Below are 24240 nucleotides of genomic sequence, written 5' to 3'. Positions count from 1 at the left end.
CGCCGGGAGAGCATGGGTCGTGCTCGACGGACTTGACGACATCGACTGGGCGCGGCTGGGCCACGCCTATGGGGCGGCCGACGACGTGCCCGGCCAACTGCGCGCTCTGCTCTCCGCCGATGCGACCACCCGGGACGAGGCCCTGGGTGAGCTCTACGGCAACGTGTTCCACCAGGGAAACCGGTTCGAGGCGAGCGCCTACGCGGTGCCGTTCCTGCTGGAGATGCTCACCGATCCGGCCACCCCGGACCCGGCGTCGGTGCTCGGGCTGTTGAGCGCCCTGGCCGTCGGGTACGACGAGGGTGTCCTACCGGACGGCTTCCCGGTGGCCGAGTATCGCCGGGCCGCCGAGGGCGGGCGCGCGCTGCTCGCGGCCAAGCCGCCGCCGTGGACCGGCACCGACGAGACCCAGAAGGAGTACGTCGAGTACCTCTACGTCGAGTCACTGTCGACGACGGATCAGGGCCGACTGTGGGCGTACGTCGCGCTGGCGACCTACGACGCGGTGCGCGCCGGGGTCCCCGTGTTCCGCGCCCTGCTGGGTCACTCCGATCCGGATGTGCGCCTGGTCGCGGCGTACCTCCTCGCCTGGTTTCCCGAGGAGGCCGAGGGCAGCGTGTCCGCGCTGGCCCGCGCGCTCGACGCCGCCTCGGGGGTCGCGGCGACGCCCGGCGAGGTGGCCACCATGCTGGTGTCCTCGGGGCTGCTCGGCGCCGCGCCGGACGTCGGGTGGCTGACCGACGCGCGCCCGCTGGTCCGCTGGGCCGCCGCGATCGGTCGGGCCCGGGTCCTGGGCGCGGCGGCCGACCCGGCGACCGTCGCGGAGTTGTTGGGTTGGGCGTCGGCGGCTTCCGGCGACGCCCCCGCCGAGCCGCCCGAGGGTGAGTGGGTGCCGTTCCTCGGTGGCGATCTCGGCGGCTACGCGGCGCTCGCCCTGCGCCAGCTCGGTCCGCGGCACGCCGACCGCGCGTTCGACGCGTTGCTCGACCGGTTGCCGACCGTCAGCGGCGAACGGTCGTTGACGGCGTTGGGTGTGGCGCTGCCGCTCGCCTTCCCGGACGGCCCGGCGACGGCAGGAACGGCCGCGGATGCCCTCACGCCCCGCCAACGTCGGCTCGCGGAGACGCTGAGTCGGTCGGCCGAGCCATGGCTGATCGACGGTCAGAATTTCGGCAACGTCACCGAGCTGGTCTGCGGCTACGGCCTCCCAGGAACGCGGGAGGAGATGCGCGCCTACCTCGCCCGCACCCCGTAGCAGGGCGTCAAGGTCACCCGATTGATCGCCACCGTGGGTGACCTCGGTGAGGGCGGGCGCCCGGCCGAGCGTGATGACTGTGTGGCATCAAGATGCCGCTGAGGCATCACGCTCGCCGGGGCATCCGGCCGCACAACCGGGGCATCCGGGCCCCACCGCCCTGGCATCCGGGCCCAACGCGGGCATCCGCGCCTAACGCGGGCATCCGCGCCTCACCGCCGGGCACTAGCCGCCCACCGCGCCGACGCTGTCGGCCACCGCGCCCAGGTCGCCCACCGCCGGCTGCGGCGTGCGCGCCACCCGGGCCGAGAACGACCCGGGTGGACGCCGGCACCAGCTAGACGAGCCCGCCGAGGGCCGGGTCGCTGATGCTGTCCTTGCCGTTCTCGACGTGGCCCGCGCAGCGGTACGCGAAGTCGGGGTCGCCCGCGACGGCGACCGTCAGGTCGTACCAGCCGTGGGTGCGGGCCAGCGGCCAGGTGGCGCGCTCGGTGTGACCGGGGCGCAGTGACAGCGTGACCGGCCGGGAGTGGTAGCCGTCCCGGACGGTCACCTCGACCCGCTTCGGCCCCCGGTTGGTGAGCGTCAGCTCGATCTTGTCGCCCCGCCCGTCGAAGGCGGGCGTGATGTCGAGATCCGAGCGGCCGGCGGCGAATCGGCGGAAGAAGCCGTTCGGTCCGTGCACCGACAGGTCGTACCCGGAGGAGACCTGCCAGGTGTCGGCCAGGCGCTTGCCCGGCTCGACCGTGTAGGCGCGCGGCGCGGCCGTGCTGCCGGCCTGACGGACCTGGAAGACCGCTCCCGCGCCGCCGGTGTTGCGGAACTCGATCCGGAAGTCGCCGTCGCCCCGACGTCCGTCGGCGTGCAGGGCGTACGGGATCGCCCGCGCCGGGCGCACACCGCGCTCCTGCTTGGGCAGCCGCCCCTCGGCCGGCGGCACCGGCACCTCGTCGGGGTGCCGGACCAGGTCGTCGGGCTTGAAGTCGTCGGTGTCCGGCAGCGTCACGTCGCGCGAGCGGTTCGGGTGCCGGAAGTCGAAGGCCGTGGTCAGGTCACCGACGACGGCACGCCGCCACGGGGTGATGTTCTTCTCGACCAGGTCCGGCCGGCCGTGCCCGAACCGCGTCTCCAGGAACTTGATCAGCGAGGTGTGGTCGAAGACCTGGGAGTTGACGTAGCCACCGCGCGTCCACGGCGACACGATGATCATGGGTACGCGGATGCCGAGGCCGTACGGGCCCGCCGGGTGGTCGGCGTCGCCGGGGAAGATCTCGTTGGTGGTCGGCACGGTCGACTGTCCGTGCTCGCGCGTCTGCGGGGGCGTCGGCGGGACCACGTGGTCGAAGAAGCCGCCCTCCTCGTCGTACGTGATGAAGAGCGCCATCTTGCTCCACACCTCGGGGTGCGAGGCGAGGATGTCGATGACCTGCGAGACGTACCAGGAGCCGTAGGCCGGTTCCCAGTTCGGGTGCTCGGTGTACGCCTCGGGCGCGGTGATCCAGGAGACCTGCGGCAGGCGTCCCGCCTCGACGTCGGCCCGGAAGTCGGCCAGCAGCGCCTCGGGGTCGCGGCCCTGGGTACGGATCTCGGTGCCGGTCTTCGCGCGGTCCGCCAGCGCCGTGCCGGGCTGCGCGTTCTGGTACTGGTGGAAGTAGAGCAGCGAGTTGTCGCCGTAGTTGCCGATGTACGGGTCGTTCGTCCAACCCCAGGAGCCGGCGGCGTTGAGCCCGGTGCCGACGTCCTGGTAGATCTTCCAGGAGATGCCGTTGCGCTCCAGCCGCTCCGGGTAGGTCGACCAGTCGTAGCCGGCCTCGGCGTTGGTGATGACCGGGCCGCCGCCCTTGCCGTCGTTGCCGACCCAGCCGCTCCACATGTGGTAGCGGTTCGGGTCGGTCGGCCCCATCAGCGAGCAGTGGTAGCTGTCGCAGACGGTGAACGCGTCCGCGAGCGCGTAGTGGTAGGGCAGGTCCTGCCGGGTGTGGTACGTCATCGACGTGACACCCTTGTTCGGCACCCACCCGTCGAACCGGCCGTCGTTCCAGGCGGCGTGCCCGTCGTTCCAGCCGTGCGGCGGGTCCGGCAGGAAGGTCTGGCCGAGGTTCTTCACCTCGGGGCGGAACGGCAGCAGCTCGTCGGCGCCGTCGGGCTGGTGCCACACGTCCTTGCCCGACGGCAGGGTCACCGGATGCGGGTCGGCGAAGCCGCGTACGCCGCGCATGGTGCCGAAGTAGTGGTCGAAGGACCGGTTCTCCTGCATCAGGATGATCACGTGCTCGACGTCCTCGATCGAGCCGGTCCGGTCGTTCGCCGGGATGGCGAGCGCCTTGCTGAGATCCAGCGGGAGGGCCGCGCCGATCGCGGGAACTCCCATCGCCTTGAGGAACGTACGCCGATCCACCGTGCCCATAACTCCGCCTTTGTGTGCTCTGGTCGAGAAACTGGCGAGCGGACGCTATCGGGGGTGGGTTGACGGCAGATGACCATAATTGGGCCGGACGGGAGCCCTCGGACGTACCGTGAGATCGTGCCGACGAGAGACGTACTCACCAAGGCTGACCTCGCCGAACTGCGCCGCTCGGCGCTCGGTGCGGCCGACCCGCTCGGTGTCGCGGCCGACATCGCCGAGGCGGTCGAGCAGGGCCGGTTGGAAAATCCGGATGATGCCGGGGACGCCCTGACGCTCGCCGCCGAGATCGCCCGGATCCGGGCCCGGACCGACGCGGCCCTGCGGTACGCGGATCAGGCGCTGGCGGCGTACCCCTCGGTGGACGACCCCCGGGCGGGCGTGGCCCGCGCGCTGCGGGCCCGGGTGATGTTCCAGGCCGGCGGCCGGGACGACGAGGCGATGGCCGAGCTGACCGCGCTGCGTCCGTTGCTGCTCACGCAGCCCGACGTGCCGGCCTACCTAAGCGCGGCGCTGGACGCGGCCGGGCGGTCGTCGACCGCCGAGACGTGGCTGAGCGAGGCGGTCGGCACGCTGCTCGCCGAGCACGACACGACGGCAGACCCGCAGGTCGGTCCGCCGGACGCCCCCAGTGTGCTGTTCCTGCTGCTGCAACAGCGCCACCGGGTACGCCGCAACCTCAACCTGCCGCACGACCGGCAGGACGACCTGGCCGACCGGCTGGAGAACCAACTCGTCCGCCAGGTCTCGGAGCGTCAGGGCGGCGCGTCGGATCTGCTGCTCTGGCCCCGCGACGAGTTCGACAAGCTGCTCGCCGCACACCCCGAGCTCACCGACGTGTACGGGCCGGACTGGGACGCGCACCGGGCGCGGCTGGAGAAGGAGCTGGTACGGCTGACCGGCGCCGGCCGGACCGGGCTGGGCGTGTACCGGGCGACGGTGGCCGGCCTGGACGCGTTCGCCCGTGGACGCGACGGCGACCCGACCGACGCGGCGATCCGGGCCGGCTACGCGGCCGAGGTGTCGGCCCGGCCCGCCGCCCGGGTGCCCTGGCCGCCCGAGCGCAACGACGCGTGCTGGTGCGGATCGGGCCTGAAGTACAAGAAGGACTGCCTGCCGCGCTCACGGAGCTGAGCGGTCGCTCCGCGTACGCGACTCTGGGCACGCCCGATCGGTACCGATAACCTCCATGCCGCGGATCATCGAGATCCGCCATGGCCGGAGGAGTCGCCGAATGTTCGAAGAGTTCCAGGGCATCCCCGCCCATCCGCTCGTGCTGCACGCCGCGGTCGTGTTCGTGCCGCTGCTGGCGCTCCTGGCGATCGCCTACGCGCTCGTCGCGCCGATCCGGCCGCACACGCGCTGGGTGCTGGCGCTGCTCGCGGTGGGCGCGCCCATCTGCGCGCTGCTGGCGAAGCTCACCGGGGACGCCTTCTTCGAGCGGTTGCGCTCGGCGAACCGGGTGACGCCGGAGTTCGTCCCGAAGCTGGAGGCGCACCAGGATTTCGGCGACCTGACCCTGTACGCCTCGATCGCGCTGGGAATCGTGGCGCTGGCCCTGGTCCGCTTCGTCCCGCCGCGCGCCGCCGAGGGCGTACCCGCCAATCGGGCGGTGACCCTGGCGTTGCAGGTGTTGTCGGTGGTGGCCGCCGCCGTCGCCGTGTACTACGTGGTCCGTACCGGGGATTCCGGCGCGAAGGCGGTCTGGGAGGGTCAGTGACGGCGGTGGTGTCGGCCCGGCGGTAGCCGAGCCGACACCACGTCACCCGTCAGCCGGCGTGGTACGCCCGGATGACGGTCTGCTCGATGCCGCTACCGCCGTTGCCGGCGGCCTTCACCCGCAGCGAGACGGCCTGCCCGGAGGCGACCTTCGGCAGGTCGAACCGGTAGTTGTCACCGCTTCCGGTGACCCGGGCCGACTTCCAGGTGACGCCGTCGTCGGTCGACGTCCAGACCTGCATCGACGTCACCTTCTGCGCCTTGACGCCGTGCGCCTGCCGGACGGTCAGTTCCGCCGGACCGCCGACGGGGTGGTTGTCGTGGTCCATCGGCAGCGCGTAGTCGACCGCGAGCAGCGGCAACGGCACGCGGCCGGTCCCGTCCGGCCCGGCGGACCGGAACGTCCAGGACGTGCTGACCTTGGTGGAGATCGGCAGGATGAGGCTGGTGTCGACGTCGAAGGTCAGCCGGTAGTCGGCCATCGCCTGCGGCACCGTGAAGTCGGCGATCGGCCGGTCGCTCTGCTCGACCAGCTTGCCGTTGCGGTACAGCGACAGCGTGCGCTTCACGCCGATCGCCTCACCCTGGAGGCAGTCGGCGCGCTGGTGCTGGTCGGTCAGCGTCACCATGTCCAGGTGCAGGTTGCCGCGCGTCCGCGCCGGCGGGCTGGCACAACTCCAGCCGTCACCGGCCGGGTCGTCGTACCAGTCGGAGTGCAGCGGCTGCCGCGCCCAGACCTTGGACTGCTGGCTGCCCGGCCGGTACTGGCGCGGCGCCTCCATGGCCCCGAGTCCGCCGTAGACACCCTGATCGGCCCACACGATGTCCGGCGAGAGGTACGACGTCCGGTTCGGCGGCATGACGCCCTCGAAGGTCTGGGTCACCGGCACCCCGTCGGCAGTCTCGCCGAGGCGGACCAGCATGGTGTACATCTCCGGCGAGTCGGTCTGGTGGAACCGCTCGTCGATGCGGGCCAGCCGGGCCTGCTCCGCCCTGGTCACCCGGAACGACGGGTCGGCCGGCACGCCGGCGGTGTACTCGTGCACGATGTTGTAGCGGTACGGCTTCGCGGTACCGGCCGGCGAGTCCATGTTGACGGCCGCCCAGGTGCGCCGCGATCCGATGGTGGGCTTCGGGACCGCCGTGCTGCGGATCGCCGTCGCCACCCCGAACCCGCTGATCTGGTGCCACCACGGCAGGCCGTTCACCGCGGTCTGGAAGGTGGTGAGGTCGGTCCGGGTGGTCTTGGTGGCCGCCCCGTCGACGGTCGCCGTGACCGGCCGGGCCTGCGCCGGGTCGAGGGTGACGGTCCGTGGCCCGCGCACGTCCAGGTCACCCGCCGCGGTGAGGGTGCTCTCCTGCACGTCGCTGTCGACGTAGTAGGCGATCGACGCGCCGAGCACCGAGTACCGTCCGGCCGGCACCCGCAGGGTGAAGGTCTCCCCGGGCACGCCGCCGCCCCCGCCCCAGAACAGCAGCGGGTCGGTGAGGTTGGCGACCATGAGGTTGACCCAGGCGTCCGCGCCGTCGCGCAGGCCGGGTATCGGCTTGGTGTGGATCGTCAGGTCGTAGCTGGGCTGCTCGACGTAGAAGCTCACCGGAGTGGAGGCGACCACGGTGTGGCCGGTGCGGGCGGTGACGGTGGCGATGTAGAGGCCCGGCCGGTTGCCCAGCGCCGCGCGGTTGATCCGCAGCGTCGCCGCCGCCGTCGCGCCCCGCTTGAGGGTCACCCGGCTCGTCGACAGCGACGCCGCGCCACGCGGCACGCTCTGGCCGTCGTGGTTGACGACCGACACGTCGAGGTCGAGGACCGTCGTGGCCGGGGTGGACCCGCCGGTCCAGCTCAGCTTCGTCTCGCTGGTCCCGGACTGCGGGTACGCGAACGTGCCGAGGTTGACCACCGGCTGGTCGCTGGTCGGGCCGCCGAGGGCACGGGCCGCGTTGAGGCGGCCGGCTCCCATGGCGTACGGGTCGATGCCGGTCAACGGGTCGGCCGCGCCGACGAGGGCCGCCTTGACCTTCTCGCCGGTCCACTCGGGGTGCCGCTGGACGAGCAGCGCGGCGGCGCCCGCCACGTGCGGCGTGGCCATCGAGGTGCCGCTGAGCGACTCGTAGTACCTGTCGATCGGGTCCTGGAGGTTGGTGCCGGCGGCACGGGCGGCGACGATGTCGACGCCGGGCGCGACCAGCTCCGGCTTGGCCACGTGGTTGTTGATCAGCGGGCCCCGGCTGGAGAAGTCGGCAAGCTTGTCGTCGCGGTCGACGGCCCCGACGGTGAGCGCGGTGGCGGCTGAGCCGGGCGAGGAGATCTGCGCGCCGTTGTTGCCGGCCGCGATGACGAACAGCGTGCCGGTCTGCCGGCTGAGGGCGTCGACGGCGAGCGAGAGCGGGTCGCTGCCGTCGTCGGCCTGGCTGCCGCCGAGGCTCATGTTGATGACGTCGGCCCGGGTGGCCGCCCACTCCATGCCGAGGATGATGCCCGAGTCCTCGCCGGAGCCGTGGTCGTCGAGCACCTTGCCGATCACCAGTTTGGCGTCCGGCGCGACGCCACGACGCTGGCCGTCGGAGGCCGCGCCGGTGCCGGCGATGGTCGAGGCGACGTGCGTACCGTGGCCGTTGTGGTCGACGGCGTCACCGCCCTCGGCGGTGAAGTCGGCCCGCTCGGCGACCCGCCCGGCGAGGTCCGGGTGGCTGAAGTCGGCGCCCGTGTCGAGCACCGCGACCCGGGCGCCCTTGCCGGTGTAGCCGGCCTTCCAGGCGTCGGGCGCGTCGATCTGGGTCAGGTTACGGTCCAGGCCGGCGGGCTTCGCGGCGGTGGGCAGGGCGGTGGCACGGACCTTGCGGTCCAACCAGACCTTCTTCGCCCCGGCCAGCAGTGAGTTGGTCGCGAGCTTCGCGGTGGCCGGGCTCTTCTTGGGTACGTGGCCGGCCACCGCGCCGATGCTGGACAGCGTCTGCACGTCGGCGAGCGCGGCCACCCGGGCGGAGGCGGTGGCGGGCTGCACGATGACCGGCAGCTGGCTGGTGCTCTCGTCGTCGTACCCGTCGGCGATCAGCGCGGTGACGTCGAACAGGTCGGGGTCGAGGACCGAGCCGACCTGGGACGCGACACGGGCGGGGACGACGTGCAGGTGACCGTCGGGGCCGCAGCTCTGGTCGATCACCGCGTTCTCGTCGACCGGCCGGATCGTGACCTGCGGGCAGCCCGAGCCGGTGCTGCGGACGGTCACCACGTCGCCGGTCAGCAGGGTGACGGTGTGCGTCTTGCCGTCCGGGGAGGTGCGGGGTGTGTCGGTGCCGGCGATACCGCCGGGGCCGGCCGTGGCGGTGCCGCCGGGCACGGCGGTCAGCGCCGTGGCCGTCACGGCGACGGCCAGCAGCCAGCGTGTTCTCCTGAGCATGTCGCTCCTGTCTCATGTGGACAAATGGCGCCTCTTGGGCGACATTTGCAAGATCATAGGTCGGCGCGACGGATCTTCGGGAGGTCGCGAAGACGGTTTTTTCGTCCACCGAGACAACGTTGCCTGTCATGTGTCGACGACCTACCTGGTTCGATGTCGATTCGGTTACCGCCGCAATCCCGATCGGTAGAACGGGCGGCGGCGGCCACCCGAAGGGATCGACGCCGACGTCCACCCGCACCTAGCATGGCGACGAATGGATCTTCGCGACTGGCCCCTGCCGAGACCCGGCAACCAGCCCGACCGAAGGGAGACGCGCGTGCGTCGACCCCGTCATCTGGCACTTCTGAGCGTCGGCGTCTCCGGCGCACTGGTCCTGAGCGCGACACCGACACCCGCAGCCGCCCGCCCCACGGCGTCCGCGCCCACCGGCATCGTGGTGGCCGACGGCATGACCCAACCGGTGTTCTCGCTCGCCGACGCCATCGAGGAGCGGGTGTACGTCCAGACCCCGGTGGACACCGATCACGACGGTCGTCCCGACCGGGTGGCGATCGACATCTCCCGGCCCCGGGAAACCGCCACCGAGGGCTTCAAGGTGCCGGTCATCTTCGAGCACAGCCCGTACCGCAAGGGCACCTGGGGCGACGTGCCGTACCCGAGCGTGCTGGTCGACGACCTGCCGCAGAACGGACTGACCGACCACTCCGGCCGGCGTGCGCTCGACGCCGGCGCGCAGCGCGCCCAGGCCAAGGCCAACCTGCCCGGCTCGCTCGACGACTACTACGTGCCGCGCGGGTACGCGGTGGTGCTCGGCCAGAGCGTCGGCACCGGCGACTCGGACGGCTGCCCGACCAGCGGTGACCAGGCCGAGACGCTCGGCACCAAGGCCGTCATCGACTGGCTCAACGGGCGGGCCAAGGGGTACGACGCCAACGGCGCCCCGGTCACCGCCGGCTGGACCACCGGCGCGGTCGGCATGACCGGCGTCTCCTACAACGGGACGTTGCCCAACCAGGTGGCCACCACCGGGGTCAAGGGCCTGAAGACCATCGTGCCGGTCTCGGCGATCAGCAGCTGGTACGACTACTACCGGGCCAACGGTCTGGTGGTCGCGCCCGGCACGTTCCAGGGCGAGGACCTCGACATCCTGGCCCAGTACACGGCCGGGCAGGCACGTGCCGAGGGGCAGTGCGCCGACGAGCTCGCGCAGATCACCAAGGAGCAGGACCGGGTCACCGGCGACTACTCGCCGTTCTGGCGCGACCGCGACTACCTCGACGCCCGCAACGTCCAGGCCAGCGTCTTCGTCGTGCACGGCCTCAACGACTGGAACGTCAAGACCGAGCACTTCGCCGGCTGGTGGGACGAGTTGGCCAAGCGCCACGTGCCGCGCAAGATCTGGCTGCACCAGGGCGGGCACGGCGGGCCGGGCAGCAGCGCCTCGGTGACCCTGCCCAGCGGGCAGACCTGGACGTACAAGCAGACCGAGAACCGCTGGTTCGACTACTGGCTGTGGAACGTGCGCAACGGCATCATGGACGAGCCGACGGCGGTGCTCCAGCGCGAGGACCGCGCGTACACCACGTACAGCAACTGGCCCGACCCGGCCGCACGTGAGGTCGGGCTGCGGTTCGCCGCCACCGACGCCACCGCCCCGGGCACGCTCACCACGGGCAAGCCGCCGAAGGCCCTCATCGAGCAGAGCTTCGTCGACGAGGGACGGATGATCCACCCGGACACCCTGGTCGCCGACCCGGACACGGCCAGCGCCAACCGGCTCGCCTACCGCTCCCCCGCGCTCGCGCAGAGCGTCCGCGTCTCCGGCCGCCCCGAGATGCGGCTCCGGATGGCGATCGACAACAAGCCGGACGCCAACCTCACGGCCTACCTGGTCGACTACGGCCCGGCCGGGTCGACGGCCACGCCCGTCGTGGTGACGCGCGGCTGGATGGACCCGCAGAACCGCGTCAGCGCCGCGCGCACCGCGCCGGTGAAGCAGGGCAAGCTGTACGACTACCGGTGGACCATGGAGCCGAAGGACTACGTCTTCCCGGCGGGTCACCGGATCGGCGTGGTCGTCTTCTCCTCCGACCAGGAGTACACGCTGTTGCCGTTGGGCGGCACCGAGCTGCGCGTCGCCCCGAACGACAGCGAGCTGCGGCTGCCCGTGGTGGGCGGGCGGGGCGTACTCGGCTTTTGATCGACTCCGTCAACGGGTGGGGCGGTCCGACGACACGTCGGGCCGCCCCACCCGCGTCTGGTCGTCGGCGGTCCCGGTGTGGGCGAGTGCGGCGAGGAGCCGCAGTTTCTCGTCGCTGTCGCTGTCCTTGTCGGGGTAGTAGACGACGAGGATGACGTCTTCGATGGGGAGCTTGTCCCGGTGCAGGTGTAGGTCACCGACGACGGGGTGGTGCACCGTCGTCGTGCCTCCCTCGAGAATGCGGACGTCGTGGCGGGCCCACAGGGTGCGGAACCGCTGACTGGACAGCGCGAGTTCGCCCACCAGCTCGACGAACCGGGGGTTGTCGATGTCGTCCCCGATGGTGGTGCGGAGGGTGGCGATGAAGTTGGCGGTGGCCTTCGTCCAGTCCTGGTGGAAGGCGCGTTCCTCGGGATCGAGCAGGAGCGACCGCAGCCGGTTCTGACCGGGCCGCAGGCGCGGGGAGAACGCCACGGCCATCGGGTTGGAGGCGAGCACGTCGAAGGCGCGTCCCTCGACGAACGCGGGGATCTGAAGGTGGGCGAGCAGCTCGTACACCCGCGCTGGTACGTGCTCGGAGCGCTTGCGGCGCGGCGCCCGGGGGCGCGCCGCCGCGAGGTCGAGCAGGTACATCCGCTCGATGTCGTCGAGCTGCAGGACGCGCGCGAGCGATTCGAGGACCTGCGGTGAGGGGTTCTTGTCCCGGCCCCGTTCCAGCCGCAGGTAGTAGTCGGGGCTGATCCCGGCGAGCAGGGCAACTTCCTCGCGTCGTAGGCCGGGCACGCGGCGCCGGCCGCCGCTCGGGAGCCCTACCTGCGACGGTGAGACCAGTTCGCGGCGGGCCCGCAGGTAGCTGCCCAGCCGGTGGCCGCCGCCCGGCTCCTCTTCACTCATGGTCACCACGGTAGTGCGGCGCGCGTGCCGCAGAGGGGCCCTGATGGGACCTGGGAAAACCGGGGCCCTGCCACCCCCGCCCGGCTCGGTCGAGACTTGCGATCGCCCTGTTCGGGCGCACTCTGGATCGAAGGGAAGATCTCGTGGATCTCTCCAACCGCACAGTTCTCATCGTCGGCGGCACCTCGGGTATCGGGCGGGAGTTGGCCCGGCGGTTCGCCGCGGCGGGCAGCACCGTGGCCGTCGGCGGTCGCAACCCCGAGGCCCTCGCGCAACTCGCCGCGGAAAGTTTCGGCACGTTCGGCATCGACGTCACCGACGGCGCCTCTGTCGCATCTGCCCGGGACGCCGTGCTCGCCCGCTACCCCGAGCTGGACACGGTGGTGACGATGTCGGGTGCCATGCTCCTGGAAGACCTTCGCGACCCCGCGCACTTCGCGGCGGCGCAGACGACGATCGACACCAACCTGGTCGGCACCATCCGGGTCATCGACGCCTTCACTCCACATCTGGTCGATCGGGGTGCGGGCACCTTCATCACCGTCACCTCCGGCATCGCCTTCCTGCCGTTCCCGCCCATGCCCAGCTACGCCGCCTCGAAGGCCGGGGTGCACGCCTACTCCGAGGCGCTGCGCGCGCAACTCGACGGCACCGGTGTCGACGTCGTCGAACTCGTCCCCCCGGCCGTCGCGACTGCCGGTCAGGAGACGGTGAACCCGCGCGCGCTGCCACTCGACGACTTCGCCACCGAGGTCATGCAGCTGCTCTCGGCGAACCCCACCCCGAGCGAGATCCTCGTGAAGGGCGTACACATGCACCGTTGGGCCGAGCGCGACGGCACCTACGCGGACCTCGTCGCGCAGCGCTCGAAGGCCCTGGCGATGCTCCCCGGTCGCGAACGCTGACGCCGTTCGGGGTGGCGCTCACATCCTCCAGGGCGTCCTAGGAAGATAGCTCACCGCGGCAGCCGGCCGGGTCCCATCACGAGGCCCGGCCGGTGTGCTGTCGTCGTCATTTTTCCAGCAACTGCGGGACGTATTGACAACTTTCGACATCGGGGTGAGGCTTGGACTGCTGAGAGCGCTCTCTCGCACCGGCCCCACCGGGCCACCACCAGTCTGGCCAGGGCACACTCCGCTGTCTTCGGCGGCGGCACCGGAGTTGCCCCTGACCCGTCCCCCGACAGGAGTTACCAGATGGACAGGGCCGCACCCCACGTCCCCCGCCGGCTACGCCTCACCGTGGCGATCGGCGCCCTGCTGACCCTCCTCGGCACGTACCTGGTCTCGACCACCGACCGGGCCGACGCCGCCCCGGTCGCCAACGTCATCCGGGTCGCCGAGTTCCCCGCCGACTGCACGTACAGTCACCGGCTGCCGGACGACCCGATCGTCTTCCCGGGACTGCCCGGGGCCTCACACATGCACAGCTTCTTCGGCAGCACGGCGACGAACGCCACCACCACCCTGCCCGACCTGGTGAAGTCGACCACCACCTGCAACCCGGCGGTGGACGTCTCGTCGTACTGGGTGCCGACCCTCTACCGCGACAACGTCGCGGTGGAACCGGCCATCGCCACGTTCTACTACCTCGGTGAGGGTGTGCGCTCCGACGTCGTCGCCAACACCCAACCGATCCCGCAGGGCCTGCGGCTCGTCGCCGGCAACGCGAAGGCCACCGGCCCGAACGACAGCATCGCCCGCTGGTCCTGCTTGCACGCCGGTCAGGTGCCACCGTCCAAGGACTTCGTCAACTGCCCGGCCGGCACGATGCTGGAGTCGTACCTGGACTTCCCGCAGTGCTGGAACGGCCGCGACCTGGACTCCGCGGACCACAAGAGCCACCTCGCGTACCCGGTGAACCAGGCCTGCCCGAGCACCCACCCGGTGCACGTGCCGAAGCTGCGGCAGGTGCTGCGGTACCCGGTCAACGGCGACCCGTCGCACTTCCGGCTCGCCTCCGGGCCGGGCTACACGATGCACGGCGACTTCTTCAACGCCTGGCCGACCGCGGAGATGGCTCGCCGGGTCCAGGACTGCATCCGTCCGGTCATCAAGTGTGGACACGACGGCCGACCGATCTGAATCGTCGTACCCGGGAGGGGCGGCCCGGTCCGGCCGGGCCGCCCCCTCCCGCTCCGGAGGCCGCACCGGAAGGAGGAGGCATGCGGGTCCACGTCGCGTTGCTCATGACAGCGGTACTCACCACCGGCTGCGCCGGCGGACCGTCGAGCACCACGGACGAGTCGGCGCCGCCGCTCTCCACGCCGGCCGCCGCCACCCCGTCGGCCGGCGCGTTCAGCCCCACCGACATCGCCTGGCTGCAGCTCACGGCGGCGATGACGCAACGGCTGCTCCCGGTGCTGGACCTGGTGCCCACCCACACCACCGACCCGACCTGGCGCGGGCTGGCCGCGCGGGTCCAGGCGAGCAACCGGGCCGACCTGGCCCGCTCCCGTGACCTGCTCGGCGAGGCCGGAGCGCCGACGACCAACCCGCACGAGGGCCACGACATGCCCGGCATGATCACCGCCGACGAGCTGGCCGCGCTCCGGTCGGCCACCGGGACGGCGTTCCAGCGGCTGCTCGCCACGCATCTGCGGGCGCACCTCGCGCAGGCGGTCAAGATCGCCGCCGCCGAGCAGCGGGCCGGCGTCCACCCGGACACCACCGCGCTGGCCGCAGCCGTGATCCGAGCCGGCGACGGCGATCTCGCCCGCCTCGACCAGCTCGACCGAGCACCGACCCCGCGCGCGACCTGACGAACCCGGGACGCTCAGGCCGCATAACGGGCGGCCAGGTCGACGGTCCGACGGGCGGCGGCCACCATCGCCCGGTCGGCGAACCGGCCGTCGGGCAGCACCACGGTCCCGGAATCCCGCTGCTGCGCCTCGGCGACCGCCGCCAGCAACTCCTCGGCACGGGCCACCTCCCGGTCGACCGGCCGGAACGCCTCCACGATCACCGGGATCTGGCGCGGATGGATCGCCGCCCGGCCGAGAAAGCCCAACCGTCGTCCCACCGCGCACGACGCGGCCAGGCCGGCGACGTCGACGACATCGGCGTACACCGACATCGCCGGTGCGGCCAGACCGGCCGCCCGGGCGGCGACCACCACCCGGCCGCGCGCCCACGCCAGGCCGTCGTCGTCACCCACCCCGAGGTCCGAGCGCAGGTCGGCCTCGCCGAGCCCGATCGAGGCCACCGCGGGGTGGGCCGAGGCGATCGGGTACGCGGACTCCAGCCCGAGGGCCGACTCGATCAGCGGGTGCAGGGGCACGTCGACCCGCCGGGCCAGGGACGCGACCGTCGCGGCCGACTCGACCTTCGGCAGCCGCAGCCCGGACAGCCCGGGTCGCCCGGCCACCGCCGCGAGGTCGGCGTCGAGGTCCGGCCCGGTCAGCTCGTTCACCCGTACCTGCACCGGCACCGGATGGGCCTCGGCGAGGAACTCGGCGACCGCCTCCCGGGCGTACGCCTTGCGCCCGGCGACCACGGCGTCCTCCAGGTCGAGGATCACCGCGTCGGCCCCCGAGGTGACCGCCTTGGCGAACCGGTCCGGACGGTCACCCGGCACGTAGAGCAGGCTCAGCAGCATCAGAGCACCCCCCGTTCGCGCAGCGCGGCCAGTTCGTCGGCGTCGACGCCGAGCGCGCCGAAGACCGCGTCGGTGTCCTGCCCGTGCCGGCGTCCGGCGTGCCGGATCTCCCCCGGCGTGTCGGTGAGCCGGAACGGCACGTTCTGCATCCGTACCTCGCCCAACTCCTCGTCGGGGACGCCGCGCACGGTGCCCAGCGCCGCGTACTGCGGGTCGGCGAGGATGTCCCGCACGTCGTAGACCGGCGCGACGGCAGCCTGCGCCTCCTCGAACGCGGCCACCACCTCGTCGCGGTCCCGCCGGGCCACCCAGGCGCTCACCGCCGCGTCCAACTCGTCGGCGTGCGCGGCTCGGCCGCTGCCGGTGGCGAACCACGGTTCGTCGACCAGCTCGGCCCGGCCCACCAGCCGCATCACCCGCTCGGCGATGCTCTGCGCGCTGGTCGAGACGGCCACCCAGCGACCGTCGGCGCACCGGTACGTGTTGCGCGGGGCGTTGTTGTTCGACCGGTTGCCCAGTCGCGGCTGCACGTAGCCGAGCTGGTCGTACCAGGTGATCTGCGGCCCGAGCATCGCCATGATCGGCTCGATGATGGCGAGGTCGACCACCTGTCCGACGCCGGTGAGGTCCCGGGCGCGCAGGGCGAGCATCACCGCGTACGCGGCGGCGAGCGCGCTCACCGAGTCGGCCAGCCCGAAGGGAGGCAGCGTGGGCGGGCCGTCCGGCTCGCCGGTGGCCGCCGCGAAGCCGCTCATCGCCTCGGCGAGCGTGCCGAAGCCGGGCCTGCGGGCGTACGGGCCGACCTGCCCGAACCCGCTGATCCGGGTGATCACCAGCCGGGGGTTGACGGCGTGCAGCTCGGCCGGGCCGAGCCCCCACCGTTCCAGCGTGCCCGGTCGGAAGTTCTCCACCAGTACGTCGGCGTCGGCGAGCAGCCGGCGCAGCAGTTCCGCGCCCTCCGGGTCGGACAGGTTGACGGTGACGGTCCGCTTGTTGCGGCCGAGCACCTTCCACCAGAGCCCGACGCCATCGCGGGACGGGCCGTGCCCGCGGGACGGGTCCGGCTTGGCCGGATGCTCCACCTTGATCACGTCGGCGCCGAAGTCGCCCAGGAACGCCGCCGCGAGCGGACCGGCGAACAGGGTGGCCAGGTCGACGACCATGATGCCGTCCAGCGGCGCGGTCACCGGGTCACCTCCGGCAGATCGGCCGCGCAGCGGAAACCGACCTGGTCGGAGCGGGTCAGGCCGGCGCCGGTGAGCAGCAGCTTCACCGACACGTCCGCCGGCTGCGGCCCGCCGTCGAGGTACCAGTCGGAACCCTGCGCACGGTACGCCGCACCACCCTTGAGGATCACGAAGCGGGTCCGACCGTCGGTGTGCTCGCTCTCGGTCAGGTTCCACACCAGCGGCTCACGCCGCACCAACAGCCCGGCCTCGGCGGCCACCTGCCACTCGTCCTCGGTGGGCAGCCGCAGTCCGGCCCACGACGCGTACGCCCGCGCGTCGGCCAGCTCGACCCCGGTCACCGGGGCGTCGGTCGGCCCCTGGCCGGTCGTGAACCGCTCCGGACGCGCCGGGCGGTAGCCGGTAGCGCGCAGGAACTCGGCGTACTCGCCGTAGGTGACCTCGTGGGTGGCGATGGCGAACCGACCCAGGTGGACACTGCGCCGCAGCGTCCCGGTGTGGTGCAGGCGGGGCGGCAGCGGCTTCCACTCGTCGACGTAGGGCGTCTCGCCGTAGAGCCCCGTCTCCCGTACCCGGTGCCGGACGACCAGGTCCCGCCGTCCGCCGTCGACAGCGACCAGGCCCGGCGGGACATGCGGCTGCGGCGCCCACGGTGTGCGGACCCGTACCGCGGCGCGGGCCGGGAAGGACGGGTCGCCGGTGGGCGGCTCGTGTCGCTGCGCGGCGGCGACGCCGGGCGTCACGGCCGCGACGGCGCCGGCGGGCAGTAGCCCCCCGACGGACAGCCGACCGTCGGCGGTGTCGGTGACGGTCAACTCCGCACCGGTGACCAGGTCGACGAATCGTCGCCCGGCGCTCGGGTCGACGACCAGCCACGGACCGTCGTGATCCGCGCCCCGGTTCGCCACCGTCCACAGCGGCTCGCCGTCGTGCGTCCAGCGCGACGCGTACACCTGACCCTCGCCGGGGTGGTCGGCGAGCGGCACCCAGTCCTCGGCGCGCAACCACGCGGCGTGGCTGCCCTGCACCCGGCGCACGGCCCGCAGCACCGCGCGGTCGCGGTCGTTCCAGCCGACCCAGACGCCGAAGACGCTCTCCCAGACCAGGACGCCGACACCGTTGAGCCAGGCTGAGTGCAGCTCGTCGAGGTGGTCGCGGTGCCAGCGTCGGGTGTGGTGCAGCACGTGCCGGCGTTCGAACCACTTCGCGCGTAGCACACCGGGCACCTCGGAGTCGGCGAACCACTGCGCCCAGGACATGGCGTGGTCGGCGACGCGGGCCAGCGGGACGCGACTCTCGCCCTCCAGGACGAGCCCGGGACGGACGGCGTCCAGCGTGGCGCGCAGTTCCCCGGCGCCCTCCTTGAGGGTGTCCAGGAAGACCCCGTCGACGCCGAGCGTGCCGGCGAGCGCCGCCACCTCCTCGGCGTCCGCGCCCGGCTCGCGACGGGTGCCGGTGTCCCACGGGTTGTAGTCGACGAAGACCCGCACCCCGCGCTTCTGGAACGCCCGCACCACCTCGGGCAGCTCGGGCACGTCCCGGTACCAGTCGAACTGGTTACGGTCGTCCAGGCCGATCACCGGGTACGCGTGCCAGAGCACGACCCCGTCGAAGCCGCCGAAGTCGCGCCCGGCCGCGTCGAGGAACTGATCGACGGTGAAGACGCCGCGCCCGTGGTCGTAGAGCGTCTCGTCCCACAGCCAGATGAGACAGACGCTGAAGCAGTCGCCGGTGATCTCGTCGTAGTGCTCGCCGGTGTAGCCGATCCGGTTCCGGGCGTCGGCCCGCCACCTGGTGATCTGCTCGCGCCAGGCCGGCCAGTCCGCCGGGTCGTCGGGCGCGGCGAAGATCTTCGCCTCGTCCAGGACACTCAGGTCGGCGTGCCCGCTCAGCGGCACCTCGGTGGGCCGGTCGATCGGGCGTGGGACGTACGGGTTGAAGCTCACGGTGCACCTCGGTAGGTCGCGTCGTGCAGGGCGTCGATGGCCGGCCGGTCGGGCAGGGCGGTGGACGCTCCGGGTCGCTGGGCGCAGGCCGCGCCGGCCGCGCACGCCCAGCGCAGGCTCGCCGTGACGGCGTTCTCGCTGGCCGCGCCTCGTTCGGCCCAGCCCACCGCGAGCGCGCCGGTGAACGCGTCACCCGAGGCGGTGGTGTCGACCGCGTCGATCCGCGGGGCGGGCACCGCGAGGCGCAGGCCGCCGCGGTCGGCATACGCGGCACCGCCTGCGCCGAGGGTCAGCACCGCCCGGGGCACCAGTTCCAGCAGCGCGTCGAGCAGGACCGGCGGGTCGTCGGAGGTGATCCCGGCGACGACCGCCGCCTCGTGTTCGTTGACCACGAGCACGTCGACCAGGTCGAGCAGTTCGGTGGGCAGCGCCGCCGCCGGGGCGGCGTTCAGCACCACCGTGGTGCGGTCGGCGCGGGCCCAGTCGGCCGCCTGGGTCACCGCGCTCAGCGGCACCTCCAGTTGCAGGAGCAGCACGTCCGCCGCCGCGATCGTGGCCCGGTCGTCGGCGTCCAGCTCGGTCAGGGTGTTGTTGGCGCCGGGCGCGACCACGATGAAGTTCTCCGCGTCCCGGTCCACGCCGATCAGCGCGACGCCGGACGGGCCGGCGACGGTCCGCAGACCACGGACGTCGACCCCGGCCCCGACGAGGCTCGTCCGCATCTGCGTGCCGAAGTCGTCGTCGCCGACCGCGCCCACGAAGTCGCAGGCGGCCCCGGCGCGGGCGGCGGCGACCGCCTGGTTGGCCCCCTTGCCACCGGGTACGGTGCGAAAGTCCTCGCCGAGCACCGTCTCGCCGGGGCGGGGCAGCCGCGCCGTCGTGACCACCAGGTCCAGGTTGCTGCTGCCCACCACCGCCACGCGTGCGCTCATGCCACGTCCCCTTCCGTCTCGCCCTGCCGCGCCAGCGCGCGGGTCCGCTCGGCCAGCTCGTCGAAGCCGATGCCGTCGAAGCAGCCGATGCTGCTGGCCAGCCGGTTGCGCAACGGGTCGACCCAGTGGGCCGGCAGCCCGGACGCCCCGGCCAGCGCGCCGGTGACCGCGCCGACCGTCGCGCCCGTGGAGTCGGTGTCCCACCCACCGCTGACCACCGCCGTGATCGAGCGGACCAGGTCACCCCGGCCGTAGGCGAGCGCGGCGGCCACCAGGGCCGCGTTGTTGCGCACGTGCACCCAGTGCAGGTGACCGTGCCGGTCGTACAGCTCGTCGACGACGGCCTCCCAGTCGTCGATCGTCGCCCCGAGAACGCGTGCCTCGCGGACCGTCGCCGCGAATCGGCTGCGTGGTGGCAGGACCGCCTCGGCGGCGTCCAGCACCTCGTGGACCGTGTCCGCGACCGGTGCCGCGGCGGCCAGGGCGGCGGCCCAGATCGCGCCGTGCACGCCGCCCCGGACGTGACTGACGGCGGCGTCCCGCACCGCCATCTCGGCGGCGCGATCGGGCCGGCCGGGGTTGACCCAGCCGTACACGTCGGTGCGGATCTGCGCGCCGATCCACTCCCGGAACGGGTTGTGCCGGCGGGCGCTGTCCGGTGGCGCGTAGCCGAGCAGCAGGTTGCGGTACGCCACCCGCTCGGCGGTGAAGACCCGCCCGCCGGGCAGCCAGTCCAGCCACCCCTGCGCCACGTCGGCGCTGGTGAAGCCCCGCCCCTTGGTCTCCAGCACCCGCAGGGCCAGCAGGGCGTAGTTGAGGTCGTCGTCCTCGGGCATGCCGTCGATGTTCTCGGCGAGGCTGGTCGGCGCGCTGCGTCGGTTCCACGGCCAGCGGGCGGCCACGTCGGCGGGCAGCCCTTCGGCGGTGAACCAGTCGCGCAGCGGCCACCGGCCGGTGGCCGTCAGGATCTCCCGGATGCCCTCGCGGGGGATCTTCTCCACCGGCTTGCCGAGCAGGCAGCCGACGGCCCGGCCGAGCCAGGCGCCGTGCAGCCGGTCGTACGCCGCGTCGGTCGGCAACGACCAGGTCTGCGGCCACCCGGCGCGGAGCCCGGCCGGGTCGTCCACCTCGTCGGCGGCGTCGGGCGCGGGCAGCGCGTCGGCGGCGTCCAGCAGCTCGGTGGCGAGGGCGCGCAGCTCGGGCGACGCCGGGTCCGCCGACGCCCCGCTGACCGGCGGAGTCAGGTTCCCGCCGGCCGCCGTCCAGCGCTCGGCCAGGGCGGTGACGTCGCGTCCCTCGTCCCGGCCGGCCGCCAGCTCGTGCGGCAGCAGGTCCTCCGGCTGCACCCAGGTGATCCTCACCGGGTCTCGCCCCCAACCTCCCGGGTGACGCCGGCGGCCAGCGCGGCGAAGCGGTCGGCCCGCCGGGTGAACCGGGCGCGGTCGCGCTCGAAGACCTCGCCGGCCACCGCCGCGAGGACTCGGGCCGGCTCGACCAGGTCGGTCTTCGACGCGGTGGCGACCACCTCGGACCACTCGGCCGGCACCGCGTCCGCGCCGCCCAGCGCGCCGGCGATGGCGGCGGCCATGGTGGCGGTGGAGTCGGCGTCGCGGCCGTAGTTGACCGAGCCGAGCACCGCGGCCCGGAAGTCGCCGCCGGCCACCACCAGCATGCCGAGGGCCACCGGCAGCTCCTCGATGGCGTGCAGGCGGCTGGGCCGGCGCGCGCCCAGCCCGGGGCTGCGGTACTCCTCCCCCACCGTGTCGTAGGGGGCGACCGCCGCCCGCAGCGCCGCGATGGCCTGCTTCCAGTCGCGGTGACCCCGGGCCTCCTTGACCACCGCGTCGATGGCCGCGTGGGTGCCGTCGCGGGCCAGGTCCAGCGCCGCCGAGACGACGTCCTCGACGCCCGCGCCAGGGGTCGCCGCCGCCGCGACCGCTGCCGCGAAGACGGCGGCGGCCTCCCGTCCGTAGCTGTGCTGGTGCGCGCCGGCGATCTCCACCGCCTCGGCGTACGCCCCGGCCGGGTCGCCCGCGTTGACGATGCCCACCGGCGCCATGTACATGGCCGCGCCACAGTTGACGATGTTGCCGACCCCGGCCTCACGCGGATCCGCGTGAGCGTGGTGCAGACGGGTGACCAACCACCGCTCGGCGGCGGCGAGCCGGTGGAAGGTCACCCCGTCCCGCTCCAGGTCGGGGATGTGCACCACCCGCTCGATCAGATCGGGAACCAGCAGCTCCACCACGTCGTACGCGTCGAGGTGGTCCCGTTTGGCCGCGTACGCGCGGACCAGGGCGTGGGTCATCAACGTGTCGTCGGTGATGTGCCCGTCGCCCTTGTGGTACGGCGCGAGCGGACGCGCGGTGGCCCAGTCGGCGTGGTACGGGGGCACGATGCCCTCGACCCAGCCGCCGAAGCGGGTACGGATCTGCTCGGGCAGGGCCGTCTCGGTGGCGCCGCCCAGGGCGTCCCCGACCGCGGCGCCGACCAGGCAACCAACCGATGTGTCGAGCAAGAGTGACATGTCGTTACCTCAGAACCTGCTTGCCACCGTCGATGAGCTGCGTACCGAGCTGATCGAGGGTGATCTTGTTGGCGAAGTACTGCTGGAGGGCCGGGGTGGCGTACTTGGTCTTCCACTCCGGGTAGCCGTCGGCCTGTTGGAACGGTGCGACGGTCAGGTCGGCGGCGCTGTCGGCCGCGACGTCCCAGCCCTGCTTGCCGGCGGTGAGCTTGACCAGTTCCTCGTTCGCCTGCTTGCCGGTCGGCACCAGCCAGTCGCCCTTGGCGAGGGCGGCCATGTTGGTCGGGTTGAGGAAGTACTCCAGGAACTGCGCGGCCTGCTTCTTGTGCGGGCTGTCCGCCGAGATCGACAGCGTCTGCGGGTTGGCCGCCTGCTTGGTGGAGATTCCCTTGATCGGGGGCAGGGTGACCCAGTCGAAGCCCGCCGGGGCCTGCTCGACCATCTGCTGGCGCAGTGACACCGAGCCGGGGAGCATCGCGTACTTGCCGCCGAAGAACCCGGGCAGGGTGTCCGCGCCGCTCATGCCGAGCGCCTCCGGGGAGGCCGATTTGGCGGTGTAGAGCATGTCGTGGATCCGCTTCGGAACCTCCTTCTCCGCGTCGCCGACCTTGACCTCGGTGCGTCCGCCGTCGGAGTAGAAGAACTTCCCGTCGTAGTTGAGCGCCAGGTTGAGCACCCGGTTGGTCGGGGACTTCAGCGCCCACGCCGCGCCGTACTGGCCGGGCTTGGTGAGCTTCTGCGCGTTGGCCTGGAACTCGTCCCAGGTCCAGCCGCCGTCGGCGGGCGGCACCGCGACACCGGCGGCGTCGAGCAGCTTCTTGTTGGCGATGACGACCTGCGACTCCAGCAGGAACGGCACGCCGGTGACCTTGCCGTCGGTGGTGGCGGTGTCCCAGATGCCCTTGTCGATCTGCCCCTTGAGGTCGTCGGAGACCAGGTCGGACAGGTCGGCCAGGTAGCCCTGCTTGCTGAACTCGCCGATCGAGGAGGCCTCGTAGTGCACGATATCCGGAGCGTCGCCGCCCTCGAACGACGTGAGCAGCTGGTCGTGTACCGAGTTCCAGTCACCCTGGACGTACTCGACCTGGATGTCCGGGTGCTCGGCGTTCCACTTGGCGACCAGGTCCTTGTTGACCTGGAGCGACTCCTTCTGCCAGGCGAGGCTGAGGAAGCGCAGCTTGGCGGGGCCGGACGCGGCCTCGTCGTCACCGCCGGACCCGCACGCGCTGAGCGCGCCGAGGCCGACGACCGCGACCGCGGCGGCCGCCGCGAGTCGACGGAATTTGGTACGAAGCATGGGGGGTTACCTCCTTGGTGGTGGTTCGGGGGGACGCCTCAGCCCTTGACCGCGCCCGCGAGCGACCCGGACGAGAGCCGGCGCTGCATGAACGCGAAGAAGATCAGGCTGGGCAGCGTGGCGAGCAGTGACCCGGCGGCCAGTGGGCCCAGCCGGGCGGTGCCCTCGATGCCGACGAACCGGGCCAGCGCCACCGGCAGGGTGGCCAACTCCGGCGTCTTGATCAGCACCAGGGCGAAGAAGAACTCGTTCCAGGCCGAGATGAAGGAGAACAGGGCGGTCGCCACGATGCCCGGGGCGAGCAGCGGAAATACCACCCGGCGCAGCACCTGCACCCGGCTCGCGCCGTCGACCGAGGCGGCCTCCTCCAGTTCCCGGGGGATGTTGCGGACGAAGCCCTGCAACATCCACAGCGCGAACGGCAGCGCCCAGACCACGTAGATCAGCACCAGCCCGGCGTGCGTGTTGGCCAGCCCGACCTGCCGCAGCACCAGGAAGATCGGGATGATCAGCAGCACGAACGGGAAGAGCTGCGACAGCAGCACCCAGCCCAGCGCAACGGTGCCGAGCTTGGACCGGAACCGGGCCAGGGCGTACGACGCCGGCATCGCCACCAGCACGGTCAGCACCGCCGAGGCGAGCGAGACCTGGAGGCTGTTCAGGGCCGCGCGGCCCAGCTCCTGCTCGGTGAACGCCTGCACGAAGTTCTGCAGGGTCGGGTTGTCCGGGATCAGCGTCGGGTGCAGGCGGACCAGCTCGCGCGGCGGCTTGAACGCCGTGGAGAGCAGCCAGACCAGCGGGAACCCGAGGAAGATCAGGTAGCCGGCGAGCGCCAGGTACTGCAACGTCCGGCTGGTGCGACTCGGTTTTCCGAACAT

General features: G+C 72.5%; 18 protein-coding genes. 7 read left to right on the top strand and 11 right to left on the bottom strand.

Annotated elements, in window-relative coordinates:
• The first annotated feature begins 19 nt into the window (after nt 1–19).
• On the top strand, nt 20–1255 hold the full coding sequence (locus tag ABZ272_RS02840; protein ID WP_355048173.1) for a hypothetical protein: 1236 nt from the start codon (nt 20–22) through the stop codon (nt 1253–1255).
• A 337-nt stretch (nt 1256–1592) separates the two neighbouring features.
• On the opposite strand, the gene ABZ272_RS02835 is transcribed toward ABZ272_RS02840, so the two are convergent.
• Complete coding sequence (locus ABZ272_RS02835; protein WP_355048172.1) at nt 1593–3662, bottom strand: phosphocholine-specific phospholipase C; 2070 nt, start codon at nt 3660–3662, stop codon at nt 1593–1595.
• Nucleotides 3663–3779: 117 nt separating this feature from the next.
• On the opposite strand from ABZ272_RS02835, the gene ABZ272_RS02830 reads away from it, so the two are divergent.
• Both ABZ272_RS02830 and ABZ272_RS02825 read left to right on the top strand, forming a co-directional pair.
• Nucleotides 3780–4793 carry an SEC-C metal-binding domain-containing protein gene (locus ABZ272_RS02830; RefSeq protein ID WP_355048171.1) on the top strand — a complete coding sequence of 338 codons (1014 nt, stop codon included), beginning with the start codon at nt 3780–3782 and terminating at the stop codon, nt 4791–4793.
• Between the two features lie 100 nt (nt 4794–4893).
• Complete coding sequence (locus tag ABZ272_RS02825; protein ID WP_355048170.1) at nt 4894–5379, top strand: DUF2231 domain-containing protein; 486 nt, start codon at nt 4894–4896, stop codon at nt 5377–5379.
• A gap of 49 nt (nt 5380–5428) precedes the next feature.
• Here the strand turns inward: ABZ272_RS02825 and ABZ272_RS02820 are convergent, their stop codons facing one another.
• Complete coding sequence (locus ABZ272_RS02820; RefSeq protein ID WP_355048169.1) at nt 5429–8779, bottom strand: S8 family peptidase; 3351 nt, start codon at nt 8777–8779, stop codon at nt 5429–5431.
• Between the two features lie 319 nt (nt 8780–9098).
• Here ABZ272_RS02820 and ABZ272_RS02815 point away from each other — a divergent pair, with 319 nt between their 5' ends.
• Nucleotides 9099–10982, top strand: a complete 1884-nt coding sequence (locus tag ABZ272_RS02815; RefSeq protein WP_355048168.1) for a Xaa-Pro dipeptidyl-peptidase — start codon at nt 9099–9101, stop codon at nt 10980–10982.
• Nucleotides 10983–10991: 9 nt separating this feature from the next.
• Here ABZ272_RS02815 and ABZ272_RS02810 read toward each other — a convergent pair whose 3' ends face one another.
• Nucleotides 10992–11876 carry a helix-turn-helix transcriptional regulator gene (locus ABZ272_RS02810; protein WP_355048167.1) on the bottom strand — a complete coding sequence of 295 codons (885 nt, stop codon included), beginning with the start codon at nt 11874–11876 and terminating at the stop codon, nt 10992–10994.
• 143 nt (nt 11877–12019) lie between these two features.
• Between ABZ272_RS02810 and ABZ272_RS02805 the strand changes: the two genes are divergently transcribed.
• The 3 genes from ABZ272_RS02805 (at nt 12020) to ABZ272_RS02795 (ending at nt 14637) form a co-directional block, all read left to right on the top strand.
• Entirely contained in the window at nt 12020–12781 is a 762-nt protein-coding gene (locus tag ABZ272_RS02805; protein ID WP_355048166.1) for an SDR family NAD(P)-dependent oxidoreductase, read from the top strand.
• Between the two features lie 291 nt (nt 12782–13072).
• On the top strand, nt 13073–13960 hold the full coding sequence (locus ABZ272_RS02800; RefSeq protein ID WP_355048165.1) for a DUF1996 domain-containing protein: 888 nt from the start codon (nt 13073–13075) through the stop codon (nt 13958–13960).
• Nucleotides 13961–14040: 80 nt separating this feature from the next.
• Nucleotides 14041–14637 (top strand): DUF305 domain-containing protein, encoded by a 597-nt coding sequence (locus tag ABZ272_RS02795; protein WP_355048164.1) that lies wholly within the window; start codon nt 14041–14043, stop codon nt 14635–14637.
• 14 nt (nt 14638–14651) lie between these two features.
• On the opposite strand, the gene ABZ272_RS02790 is transcribed toward ABZ272_RS02795, so the two are convergent.
• From ABZ272_RS02790 to ABZ272_RS02755, 8 genes are read right to left on the bottom strand one after another with little or no spacing between them, the layout of a single operon-like run.
• The gene (locus tag ABZ272_RS02790; RefSeq protein ID WP_355048163.1) at nt 14652–15473 is read right to left on the bottom strand and encodes a CoA ester lyase; all 822 of its coding nucleotides are present in this window, start codon (nt 15471–15473) and stop codon (nt 14652–14654) included.
• The gene (locus ABZ272_RS02785; protein ID WP_355048251.1) at nt 15473–16636 is read right to left on the bottom strand and encodes a CoA transferase; all 1164 of its coding nucleotides are present in this window, start codon (nt 16634–16636) and stop codon (nt 15473–15475) included. Before ABZ272_RS02785 ends, ABZ272_RS02790 begins: the two co-directional genes overlap by 1 nt.
• Nucleotides 16637–16656: 20 nt before the next feature.
• Complete coding sequence (locus ABZ272_RS02780; RefSeq protein WP_355048162.1) at nt 16657–18606, bottom strand: SUMF1/EgtB/PvdO family nonheme iron enzyme; 1950 nt, start codon at nt 18604–18606, stop codon at nt 16657–16659.
• On the bottom strand, nt 18603–19538 hold the full coding sequence (locus ABZ272_RS02775) for a ribokinase (protein ID WP_355048161.1): 936 nt from the start codon (nt 19536–19538) through the stop codon (nt 18603–18605). The genes ABZ272_RS02780 and ABZ272_RS02775 overlap by 4 nt, the downstream gene beginning before the upstream one ends.
• Complete coding sequence (locus tag ABZ272_RS02770) at nt 19535–20899, bottom strand: ADP-ribosylglycohydrolase family protein (RefSeq protein ID WP_355048160.1); 1365 nt, start codon at nt 20897–20899, stop codon at nt 19535–19537. The genes ABZ272_RS02775 and ABZ272_RS02770 overlap by 4 nt, the downstream gene beginning before the upstream one ends.
• The gene (locus tag ABZ272_RS02765) at nt 20896–22065 is read right to left on the bottom strand and encodes an ADP-ribosylglycohydrolase family protein (RefSeq protein ID WP_355048159.1); all 1170 of its coding nucleotides are present in this window, start codon (nt 22063–22065) and stop codon (nt 20896–20898) included. Before ABZ272_RS02765 ends, ABZ272_RS02770 begins: the two co-directional genes overlap by 4 nt.
• A 4-nt stretch (nt 22066–22069) precedes the next feature.
• On the bottom strand, nt 22070–23362 hold the full coding sequence (locus ABZ272_RS02760; RefSeq protein WP_355048158.1) for a sugar ABC transporter substrate-binding protein: 1293 nt from the start codon (nt 23360–23362) through the stop codon (nt 22070–22072).
• Between the two features lie 38 nt (nt 23363–23400).
• Nucleotides 23401–24240 carry a carbohydrate ABC transporter permease gene (locus ABZ272_RS02755; protein WP_355048157.1) on the bottom strand — a complete coding sequence of 280 codons (840 nt, stop codon included), beginning with the start codon at nt 24238–24240 and terminating at the stop codon, nt 23401–23403.

It is taken from the genome of Micromonospora sp. NPDC005979, assembly GCF_040614415.1.
Classification (GTDB): domain Bacteria; phylum Actinomycetota; class Actinomycetes; order Mycobacteriales; family Micromonosporaceae; genus Micromonospora.
This window is presented reverse-complemented; position numbering and strand designations above follow the sequence as displayed.

What these genes read in the sequence shown, in the direction of transcription:
- ABZ272_RS02835 (WP_355048172.1), bottom strand. Translation starts at nt 3,662, where the DNA reads ATGGGCACGGTGGATCGGCGTACGTTCCTCAAGGCGATGGGAGTTCCC.
- ABZ272_RS02825 (WP_355048170.1), top strand. Translation starts at nt 4,894, where the DNA reads ATGTTCGAAGAGTTCCAGGGCATCCCCGCCCATCCGCTCGTGCTGCAC.
- ABZ272_RS02820 (WP_355048169.1), bottom strand. Translation starts at nt 8,779, where the DNA reads ATGCTCAGGAGAACACGCTGGCTGCTGGCCGTCGCCGTGACGGCCACG.
- ABZ272_RS02810 (WP_355048167.1), bottom strand. Translation starts at nt 11,876, where the DNA reads ATGAGTGAAGAGGAGCCGGGCGGCGGCCACCGGCTGGGCAGCTACCTG.
- ABZ272_RS02800 (WP_355048165.1), top strand. Translation starts at nt 13,073, where the DNA reads ATGGACAGGGCCGCACCCCACGTCCCCCGCCGGCTACGCCTCACCGTG.
- ABZ272_RS02795 (WP_355048164.1), top strand. Translation starts at nt 14,041, where the DNA reads ATGCGGGTCCACGTCGCGTTGCTCATGACAGCGGTACTCACCACCGGC.
- ABZ272_RS02790 (WP_355048163.1), bottom strand. Translation starts at nt 15,473, where the DNA reads ATGCTGCTGAGCCTGCTCTACGTGCCGGGTGACCGTCCGGACCGGTTC.
- ABZ272_RS02785 (WP_355048251.1), bottom strand. Translation starts at nt 16,636, where the DNA reads ATGGTCGTCGACCTGGCCACCCTGTTCGCCGGTCCGCTCGCGGCGGCG.
- ABZ272_RS02775 (WP_355048161.1), bottom strand. Translation starts at nt 19,538, where the DNA reads ATGAGCGCACGCGTGGCGGTGGTGGGCAGCAGCAACCTGGACCTGGTG.
- ABZ272_RS02765 (WP_355048159.1), bottom strand. Translation starts at nt 22,065, where the DNA reads ATGTCACTCTTGCTCGACACATCGGTTGGTTGCCTGGTCGGCGCCGCG.
- ABZ272_RS02760 (WP_355048158.1), bottom strand. Translation starts at nt 23,362, where the DNA reads ATGCTTCGTACCAAATTCCGTCGACTCGCGGCGGCCGCCGCGGTCGCG.
- ABZ272_RS02755 (WP_355048157.1), bottom strand. Translation starts at nt 24,240, where the DNA reads ATGTTCGGAAAACCGAGTCGCACCAGCCGGACGTTGCAGTACCTGGCG.